Source organism: Deltaproteobacteria bacterium GWC2_65_14, from assembly GCA_001797615.1.
Taxonomy (GTDB): domain Bacteria; phylum Desulfobacterota; class Deferrimicrobia; order Deferrimicrobiales; family Deferrimicrobiaceae; genus GWC2-65-14.
This window is the reverse complement of sequence record MGPV01000019.1, coordinates 16915-26035: the sequence shown is the minus strand read 5'-3', so window position 1 is coordinate 26035 and position 9121 is coordinate 16915. Positions and strand designations below refer to the sequence as shown.

The following is a 9121-nucleotide window of genomic DNA, read 5'->3' as shown; positions in this document are numbered from 1 at the left end:
GGGGGGGACGGGATCCCTGGACGATCCCGGGGCGGGGGGGGAGGAAGTCGGTCGAGCGGGGGAGGTCGGCCAGATCCACCACCATCACGTCCCCGGTGGTCCGTTCCGGCAGCGGGATCGTGAAGGCGAGCGCCATCAACGCCACGTGAAAGAGGATGGAGAGGACCAGATAGTATTTCAGGATGCGGCCGGAGAGCATAACCATATAATATATCCGACGTCCGTCGGCCCCTCTTTTCAAATTGCGCGGGGACCGCTATCCTGAAAGCAGACACGCGGGCCCCAAGGAGCGTTCCCGATTATCCCCCTGAAAGACACCATCCCGTCCTCCCGCACCCCGGTTGTCACCTACGCGCTGATCGGGGGCAACACCGTCATGTTCCTGTACCAGCTGTCGCTCGGTCAAGGCGTCACCGATTTTCTCTATGCCTACGGGCTCATCCCCTTCCGGTACCTTCAGATGTTCCCCGGCGACCCGATGGAGCTCATGACCCCCCTGTTCGCCATGTTCCTTCACGGAGGGTGGCTCCATCTCCTCGGGAACATGCTCTACCTCTACATCTTCGGCGACAACGTGGAGGACATGCTGGGGCGCGGCCGGTTCCTCCTCTTCTACCTGTTGTGCGGCGCCGTCTCCTTTCTCGCCCAGATCCTGCTGCAGCACAACTCCATGGTCCCGAACGTCGGGGCCTCGGGAGCGATCGCCGGCGTGCTCGGCGCCTACATGCTCCTCTTCCCCCGGGCGCGGGTCGTGACCCTGCTTCCGCTGTTCCTCTTTTTCCCGGTCGTCGAGATCCCCGCCGTCTTCTTCCTGGGGATCTGGTTCCTCATGCAGTTCTTCAGCGCCGCCTCCTCCCTGGGGCGCACGGACGCGCTGTCCGGGGGTGTCGCATGGTGGGCCCATATCGGCGGGTTCGTCGCGGGGATGCTCCTGCTGAGGCTCTTGCTCCCCCGCGGCGCGGCGAAGCGGCCCTCCGTGGTCCGATAGTCCGCCAGCGCTTGAAAATCAAGGCGTCGCGGTCCGCGGAGCGCGGGAAAAATGGCTTGACACTTTTCACCCTTTCGGCATTTACTGAATCAGTTTGTTCGAGGGTCGTCGGATTGCTGCGCACCCGGTTGCGCGGAGACATACCATAAAAGGACAGGAGGGGATGCAATGACGAAGGCGGAACTGGTTGCATCGATGGCGGGGGCGGCGGGGATCAGCAAGGCGGCTGCCGAGAAGGCGCTCAACGGCTTCATCGACGCCATCAAGAAGTCCCTGAAGAAGGGGAGCAAGGTAGCTCTGACCGGGTTTGGAACCTTCGGCGTGAGCAACCGGAAGGCCAGGATGGGACGCAATCCCCAGACCGGAGCGGCGATCAAGATCAAGGCCGCAAAGGTCCCCAAGTTCTCCGCCGGGAAGTCGCTCAAGCAGGCGGTCGGCGGGAAGAAGTAGACAGTCGACGGGCCTTTCAGGAAGGCGCACATCACGGCAAGCCCCGGCCCGCGTGAATCGCGGCCGGGGTTTTTTTTCGGAGGAGCATGTTCGCCAGGATCCTGCTACCGACCGATTTCTCGGAATGCTCCGCCGCGGCCGCCGGGGCGGCGCGCCTGTTGGCGGAACGGTTCGGCGGAAGGATCCTCGTGCTCCATGTGCTCGACGAAGCGGTCGCGGCGGACCCGATGTTCCGGGGCGAGCTTCCCCTTGAGACGGTACGGATCCGGATGGAAACCTTCGCCCACGAGAGCATGGACGCCTTCCTGGCGGGCCACTTCGCCGGATTCGAGAATTTCGACACGATGTTCGCCATGGGGATCCCGCACCGGGAGATCGTCCGGAACGCCCGGGAGGCCTCGTCCGACCTGATCGTGATCGGCACCCACGGGCGCACCGGTGTGGAGCATGTCCTGTTCGGCAGCACGGCGGAGAAGGTCGTCCGGATGGCGCCGTGCCCCGTCCTGACCGTCCGGCAGGCGGGCAGGCCCTTCGTGCGTCCGGACCATCCGAGCCTGGGAGGGATCGACCCATGACCACGATCATCGACGTCCATGGAAGGCAGGTGCTGGACTCCCGGGGGAACCCGACGGTCGAGGTGGAGGTGACCCTCGAGTCCGGCGCCGAGGGACGAGCGATCGTCCCCTCGGGGGCCTCCACCGGGACCCGGGAGGCGGTGGAGCTCCGGGACGGGGATTCGAAGCGGTACCTCGGCAAGGGGGTGGAGAAGGCGGTCCGGAACGTGAACCGGGTGATCGCCCCGAAGGTCGTCGGATTCGACGCTACCGAGCAGGCGTTCCTCGACGGGATGCTGATCGAGCTGGACGGGACCCCGAACAAGCGGAAGCTGGGGGCGAACGCGATCCTCGGGGTGTCCATGGCGGTCGCCCGGGCCGCGGCGCAGGCCTGCGGCCTGCCTCTGTATCAGTATCTCGGGGGAGTCGGGGGGCGGACCCTTCCCGTCCCGATGATGAACATCCTCAACGGCGGCTCCCACGCGGACAACAATGTCGACATCCAGGAGTTCATGGTGATGCCGGTCGGCGCGAAGTCCTTCTCCGAGGCGCTCCGGATGGGGGTGGAGACCTTCCACCATCTCAAGAAGGTCCTGAAGGGGAAGGGGCTGAACACCAACGTCGGGGACGAGGGGGGATTCGCGCCGCGCCTCAAGTCGAACGCGGAGGCGATCGAGGTGATCCTCGAGGCGATCGGGAAAGCGGGCTACCGGGCGGGGCGGGACATCGGGATCGCCCTTGACGCGGCGGCCTCGGAGTTCCACGAGAAGGGGAAGTATCACTTCCGGAAATCGGACGGTTCCCGGCGCGACCGCGAGGGGATGGTGAAATTCTACGAGGGGCTCTGCCGCCAGTACCCGATCCTGTCGATCGAGGACGGGTTCGCCGAAAACGACTGGAAGGGGTGGAAGCTCTTCACGGAGGCGATGGGGGAAAGGATCCAGATCGTGGGGGACGACGTGTTCGTGACGAACCCGGCGATCCTGCGGAAGGGGATCGAACAGGGGATCGCGAACTCCATCCTCATCAAGCTGAACCAGATCGGGACGGTCACCGAGACGATCGAGGCGGTCGAGACGGCGAAGCGGGCCGGATGGACCGCCGTGGTCTCCCACCGCTCCGGGGAGACCGAGGACAGCACCATCGCCGATCTCACGGTCGGGTTGAACACCGGCCAGATCAAGACCGGCTCCGCCTCCCGGACCGACCGGATGGCGAAGTACAATCAACTGTTGCGGATCGAGGAGGAGCTGGGCCCCGCGGGGCGGTTCCCGGGCAAGGGTGTGTTCTATACTACCTGATATGAAACGGAGATTGATCGCCTTAATCGTGCTCGACGGATGGGGATACCGGGAGGAGCGGGAGGCCAACGCGGTGGCGCTGGCGAAGACCCCGTTCTTCGACCGGCTCTGGGAAGAGTTCCCCCGCACGCTGATCCACGCCTCCGAAGAGCGGGTCGGGCTTCCCGCCGGGCAGATGGGGAACTCCGAGGTCGGCCACCTGAACCTCGGGGCGGGTCGGGTTGTCTATCAGGATCTCGTGCGGATCTCGAAGGCGATCCGGACCGGGGAGTTCTTCCGGAACCCGGTGCTGGGAAAGGCGATGGACACGGCCCGGGACCGGAAGCGGGCGCTCCATCTTGTCGGCCTGCTCTCGGACGGCGGAGTCCACTCGCTGGATACCCACCTGGTCGCCCTCCTGGAGATGGCGAAAGAGCGGGGGTTGTCCTCCGTTTTCGTCCACCCCATCCTGGACGGGCGGGACACCCCGCCCACCAGCGGGGTGCACCACCTCAAGCGCCTGCTCGCGGAGGCCGGGAGGATCGGGGTGGGCGAGGTCGCCACGCTGGTGGGGCGGTACTACGCCATGGACCGGGACAACCGGTGGGAGCGGACCGAACGGGCCTACCGCGCCTTCGTGCGGGGGGAGGGGGGGGACGGGAGCGATCCCGTCGCCGCGGTGTCCGCTTCCTACGCCGCGGGAAAGACGGACGAGTTCGTCGAGCCGGTGGTCTTCCGGAAAAACGGGCGTCCCGTGGGGAGCATCTCCGCCGGCGACTCGGTCCTCTTCTTCAATTTTCGTGCGGACCGGGCGAGGCAGATCACCCGGGCGCTCACGGAGGAGGCGTTCGACCGGTTCCCCCGCCCGGAGCGGCTCGATCTGTCCTACTCCTGCATGACCGAGTACGACGAGCGCTTCGGCCTTCCCGCCGCCTTCGACCCGCAGACGATGGAGAACCTGCTCGTGAACATCTTCGCGGAGCGGGGGATCCGGAACCTGCGGATGTCCGAGACGGAGAAGTATGCCCACGTGACCTATTTCTTCAACGGGGGGGTCGAGAAGGAATTCCCGGGGGAATCGCGGATCCTGATCCCCTCCCCCTCGGTGCCGACCTACGACCTGCAGCCCGAGATGAGCGCTTTCGAGTTGGGGCAGCGGGCGGCGGCGGAAGTCGGGTCCGGGAACCATGACGTGCTGATCCTGAACTTCGCGAACGGGGACATGGTGGGGCATACCGGGATCCTCTCCGCCGCGATCCGGGCGATCGAGGCGGTCGACGCGAACCTGCGGATTGTGGTAGAGAAGATCTGGGAGATCGGGGGCGCCGCGCTGGTCACGGCGGACCACGGGAACGCCGAGACGATGGTCGACCCCGCGACCGGGGAGCCCCACACGGCGCACACGACGAACCGGGTTCCCCTGATCCTGGCCGACCCCGCGGGGAAGGGGACCGTGCTCCGGGAGGACCGGGCGCTCGAGGACCTGGCACCCACGATCCTGGGAATGCTGGGAATCCCTCCGCTGCCCGGAATGACCGGAGAGGACGTCCGGAAGCGGTAGGCGGAAGGAAGAGGGCCGATGCAGAAGACGATCCTCGTCATCAGCAACGAGGCGAACGTCCGGGATATGCTGGCCCACACCTTCTCGGAGGGCGGGCTCCGGGTCTCCCTGGCCGGCTCGGGCGAGGAGGCGGCCAAGATCGCCTCGAACAGCGCCCTGGACTGGGTGCTGTGCGAGCTCTTCCTTCCCGACTGCTCGGGGGTGGAGCTGAAGCGGCGGCTGCTCCGCATCTCCCCGAAGACCCGCGTGATCGTCACCTCCTCCTTCTCGATCATCCGGAGCTCGGACGATGTTCTCCGGTTCGGGTCCTCCGACTTCATCGTCGAACAGCGGGAGCTGCTCGACCTGATCCTCGCCGCGGGAGAGGAACGGGCCCCGGTGGCCGTCCCGGTGACGGACGACCGCCTGAAGCGGTGCCTGATCGACACGATCGACGTCCTCGTGGGGCTGCTCGAGGTGAACGACCCCTTCTTCGGCGGGAACAGCCACATCACGATGGAGTATGCCCGGTCGGTCGCCGAGGAGATGAAACTCACCCAGGAGATGGTGGACGAGATCGTGCTGGCCTCCCTGCTCCACGACATCGGCCGGGTCGGGATCAAGAGCGAGATCCTGAGGGAGAAGAAGGAGCTCTCCGAGGATGAGTTCAACACGATCAAGTCCCACTGCGACAACGGGGCCAAGATCCTGGAGACGATCGATTTCCCCTGGAAGATCCGTCCGATCATCATCCACCACCACGAGCGGTACGACGGGAAGGGGTACCCCAGCGGGCTGAAGGGGCGGGAGATCCCGGTGGGGGCCCGGATCCTGGCCGTGGTCGACGCCTTCGCCGCGATGACCGCGAACCGGCCGTACCGGCGCAGCGTCACGAAGGAGGAGGCGATCGGGGAGCTCCACAAGAATGTGGGGACGCAGTTCGACCCCGAGATCGTGGAGGTCTTCACCGCGGTGGTGGAGAAGCACTACTCGTTCCGAGGGATCGGGTCCAAGCCCAAGATCCTCATGGTCGACGACGAGGTGGACTACCTCACCCTCCTCAAGCTGAAGCTGGTGAACGAGGGGTTCGACGTGCTCGCCGCCGACAACGGCAAGGACGCCCTGGACCTTCTCCTGAGGGAGAGGCCGGATCTTGTGGTATCCGACGTCGTGATGCCGGAGATGGACGGTCTCTCCCTCTTCCGGACGATGCGGCAGACCGCGGAGATCGCGGAGACCCCGTTCATCTTCCTCTCCGGGAAGAGCGAGACCCAGATGAAGGTGGAGGCGCTCCACCTGGGGGCGGAGGACTTCCTGGTGAAGCCGGTGGACCTGAAGGAGCTGGGGGCACGGATCCGGAACATCATCCGCCGGGACGTCAAGCGCAGGAGGGGGACCCTTGCGGGAGCGGTGAACCCGGGGGTGGTCGGCGACCTGAAGAACCTCGGGATCCCGGATATCGTCCAGACCCTCCACCTCGGTCTGAAGACCGCCTGTGTAACCATTCACGCGGGTACGAAGGAGGAGGGTCGGATCTATTTCTCGAACGGCAGGATCTGCCACTGCCGGACCGGAAAGTTGATCGGCGAGGAGGCGTTCTACCGGATCCTCCGGCACACGGAGGGGCCGTTCGTGATCGCTCACGGGCAAACGACGAAGGAGCGCACCGTCGACATGGACGAGATGCAGCTGATCCTCGAGGGGTTCCGGCGGATCGACGAGGAGAAGAAGGAAAAGACTTCCTGATGTCACTATTCCAGAAGAATCGGAGAAAAAAGGAGAGGAAGGCCCGTATGGCCCAGGTCGTGTTCACGGTGCAGAGCGGCAAGAGTCCCCGGAGGATCTCCTCCCCGGTCAACGCGACCGCGAAAGATTTCTCATCGATGGGGATGTCGGTGGTCACCCCCAAGATCGCCCCCGACGGGATCCACGTCATGTACGATACGCTGATGACCACGCGCAACCGGGTGGACGCCACGGTGTTTCCCGAGGGGGGATCCCCGTTTCGGGTCTCCGGAAAGGTCGTCTGGTTCCGCGGTGCCGAGGAGCCGGCGGGGTCGTACATCTTCGGGATGCAGTTCGACCAGCCGTCGGCCGAACTCCAGGAGTGGCTCTTCCTCGAATAACCGCCGCCCGGAATTTTTATCTCCGCTCATCCCCCCTCCTTCGGCTGGCTCCGCCCGCGTTGCGCCCCGTCCCGAGGGCGCCCGTGACTGCGGCACCCGTCGGCCAGGGTCCCGCTCCGGTATATGACGCGTCGATGCGCCCTGCCTCCGGGGCCCGGGGGCGTTTTCGCTTGTCATGGGGAAATATTCGTATATACTGTGGAATTCGGAAAAGAGGCTCGCCATCGACGTGCGAGAGTGGCGGAATGGCAGACGCGCCGGATTTAGGATCCGGTGGGCAACCGTGAGGGTTCAAATCCCTCCTCTCGCACCAACCTATCGAGACCTGGAACAGAAGGCACGGGAGAGCGAAACGAGATGAAGAGCAGCGTGGAAGCGGTCAGTGGAGTCGAGAAGCGGATCCGGGTGGAGGTGCCCGCGGACGAGGTCGCCCGGCGGATCGAGGAGGGGTATGTCGAGATCCGGAGGATCGCCCCCATCCGGGGGTTCCGGAAGGGGAAAGCCCCCATGTCGATGGTGAAGCGGGCCTTCCGGGAGTCGGTCGAGGCGGACGTGGCCGAGCACCTGGTCCGGGAATCGATCGCCGAGGCGGTCCGGGAGAACCAGCTGAAGGTGCTCTCCCTCCCGAAGATCGACGGCGCGGAGCTGAAGGAGGGGGAACAGTTCGTGTTCACCGCGACGGTCGAGGTCGTTCCCGAGGTCTCCCCGGAGGGGTACCGGGGACTCCCCGTCGTGAAGGAGAGGGCGGAGGTCCGGGACGAGGATGTGGAGGGCGCCATCCTCCGGCTGCGGGAGTCGTTCGCGCGGTTCCACGCCGTGGAGGACCGGGGGGCCGCGGCGCAGGACCTGGTGGAGTTCGGCTTCACCGCCTCCTCCGGCGGGGAGATTCTCGAGACGCGGGAATCCGCGACCTCGATCCTCGAGACCGGAGCCCCCTTCGGGAAGGAGTTCGAGGCCGGCCTGGAGGGGGGACGCGCCGGGGAGGAGCGGAAGATCGAGGTGGAGTTCCCGGGGGATTTCCCCGATGCGCGATATGCAGGGAAAAAGGTTTCCTTCGAGGTGAAGATCCACTCCGTCCGGGGGAAGCGGCTTCCGGAGTTGGACGACGAATTCGCGAAGAACTTCACCGACCTTGACGGGATCGACGACCTGCGGGGGAAGATGCGGGAGCGGCTGCGGCAGGAGGCGGAGGAGAGTGCGCGGCTCCGGGGGGAGGAGGATATCCGGAAGGGGCTGGTGGAGAAAAACGCCTTCGAGGTCCCCAAAACCCTGGTGGACCGGCAGATCCTCGAGATGATCCAGGACACGGCGAACCGCCTGGCGTCGCAGGGAGTCGACCTAAAGAAAGTGAACATGGATTTCGATAAGATGAAGGAGCGGTTCGCCCCGAACGCCGAGCGGGCGGTCCGCGTCTCTCTCCTGATCTCCGCGATCGCGGAGAAGGAGAACCTCGACGTGCCGTTCTCGGAGATCGAGGCGGAGATGCGGGCGATGGCCGCGGCGGCCGGGATGGAGTACGAAAAGATCCGGGAGCACTACGGCGATGAGGCGCGGATGGACGAGCTGCGCAGCCGGCTGCTGGGACGGAAGGTGATGGCGTTCCTGCTCGAGCACGCCGAGGTGAAGGAGGAGGTGGCGGGGTGACCCTCATTCCGATCGTGGTGGAGCAGACCAGCCGGGGAGAGCGCTCCTTCGATATCTATTCCCGGCTGCTGAAGGACCGGATCGTCTTCATCGGCAGCGGGATCGACGACGACGTGGCGAACGTGGTGATCGCCCAGCTTCTCTTCCTGGAGGCGGAGGATCCGGACAAGGACATCAACATCTATATCAACTCCCCGGGGGGATACGTCACCGCGGGGATGGCGGTCTACGACACCATGCAGTTCATCAAGCCTCCCGTGGCGACCGTCTGCATCGGCCAGGCCGCCTCGATGGCCGCATTGCTCCTCTCCGGGGGGGCCGAAGGGAAGCGGACCGCCCTACCGAACGCCCGGATCCTGATCCACCAGCCGATGGGGGGCGCCCGGGGGCAGGCCACCGAGATCGAGATCCATGCCAGGGAGATTCTCCGGATGCGGGAAGAGCTGAACCGGATCCTGTCCCGGCACACGAAACAGCCGCTCTCCCGGATCGCGGCGGACACGGAGCGGGACTTTTTCATGTCGGCGGAGCAGGCGAAG

General features: G+C 65.5%; 9 protein-coding genes and 1 tRNA gene (1 of these 10 cut by a window edge). All 10 read left to right on the top strand.

Features of this window, described 5'->3' with window-relative positions:
* Positions 1–298: 298 nt before the first annotated feature.
* The gene (locus A2X88_05090) at positions 299–988 is read left to right on the top strand and encodes a hypothetical protein (protein ID OGP34992.1); all 690 of its coding nucleotides are present in this window, start codon (positions 299–301) and stop codon (positions 986–988) included.
* A gap of 168 nt (positions 989–1156) precedes the next feature.
* Positions 1157–1438, top strand: coding sequence for a DNA-binding protein HU (locus A2X88_05085; GenBank protein ID OGP34991.1), 282 nt, complete (start codon positions 1157–1159; stop codon positions 1436–1438).
* Positions 1439–1524: 86 nt separating this feature from the next.
* Positions 1525–2013: a hypothetical protein gene (locus A2X88_05080; protein ID OGP34990.1), complete on the top strand. Its 489-nt coding sequence runs from the start codon at positions 1525–1527 to the stop codon at positions 2011–2013.
* On the top strand, positions 2010–3293 hold the full coding sequence (locus tag A2X88_05075; protein ID OGP34989.1) for a phosphopyruvate hydratase: 1284 nt from the start codon (positions 2010–2012) through the stop codon (positions 3291–3293). The genes A2X88_05080 and A2X88_05075 overlap by 4 nt, the downstream gene beginning before the upstream one ends.
* 1 nt (position 3294) lies before the next feature.
* Positions 3295–4833, top strand: coding sequence for a phosphoglycerate mutase (2,3-diphosphoglycerate-independent) (locus A2X88_05070; protein OGP34988.1), 1539 nt, complete (start codon positions 3295–3297; stop codon positions 4831–4833).
* Positions 4834–4851: 18 nt separating this feature from the next.
* The gene (locus A2X88_05065; protein ID OGP34987.1) at positions 4852–6558 is read left to right on the top strand and encodes a hypothetical protein; all 1707 of its coding nucleotides are present in this window, start codon (positions 4852–4854) and stop codon (positions 6556–6558) included.
* On the top strand, positions 6558–6938 hold the full coding sequence (locus A2X88_05060; protein OGP34986.1) for a hypothetical protein: 381 nt from the start codon (positions 6558–6560) through the stop codon (positions 6936–6938). The genes A2X88_05065 and A2X88_05060 overlap by 1 nt, the downstream gene beginning before the upstream one ends.
* A gap of 231 nt (positions 6939–7169) precedes the next feature.
* Positions 7170–7251, top strand: a tRNA-Leu gene (locus tag A2X88_05055).
* 44 nt (positions 7252–7295) lie between these two features.
* Positions 7296–8582, top strand: a complete 1287-nt coding sequence (locus A2X88_05050; GenBank protein ID OGP34985.1) for a trigger factor — start codon at positions 7296–7298, stop codon at positions 8580–8582.
* Positions 8579–9121, top strand: partial view of an ATP-dependent Clp endopeptidase, proteolytic subunit ClpP gene (locus A2X88_05045; GenBank protein ID OGP34984.1) — the 5' portion only. Its footprint extends 66 nt past the window's final position; only the first 543 of its 609 coding nucleotides appear in the window; its start codon is at positions 8579–8581; the stop codon falls past the right edge of the window. The genes A2X88_05050 and A2X88_05045 overlap by 4 nt, the downstream gene beginning before the upstream one ends.

Coding starts and splice junctions, on each gene's coding strand:
- A2X88_05085 (OGP34991.1), top strand. CDS start 1,157: ATGACGAAGGCGGAACTGGTTGCATCGATGGCGGGGGCGGCGGGGATC.
- A2X88_05080 (OGP34990.1), top strand. CDS start 1,525: ATGTTCGCCAGGATCCTGCTACCGACCGATTTCTCGGAATGCTCCGCC.
- A2X88_05075 (OGP34989.1), top strand. CDS start 2,010: ATGACCACGATCATCGACGTCCATGGAAGGCAGGTGCTGGACTCCCGG.
- A2X88_05070 (OGP34988.1), top strand. CDS start 3,295: ATGAAACGGAGATTGATCGCCTTAATCGTGCTCGACGGATGGGGATAC.
- A2X88_05065 (OGP34987.1), top strand. CDS start 4,852: ATGCAGAAGACGATCCTCGTCATCAGCAACGAGGCGAACGTCCGGGAT.
- A2X88_05060 (OGP34986.1), top strand. CDS start 6,558: ATGTCACTATTCCAGAAGAATCGGAGAAAAAAGGAGAGGAAGGCCCGT.
- A2X88_05050 (OGP34985.1), top strand. CDS start 7,296: ATGAAGAGCAGCGTGGAAGCGGTCAGTGGAGTCGAGAAGCGGATCCGG.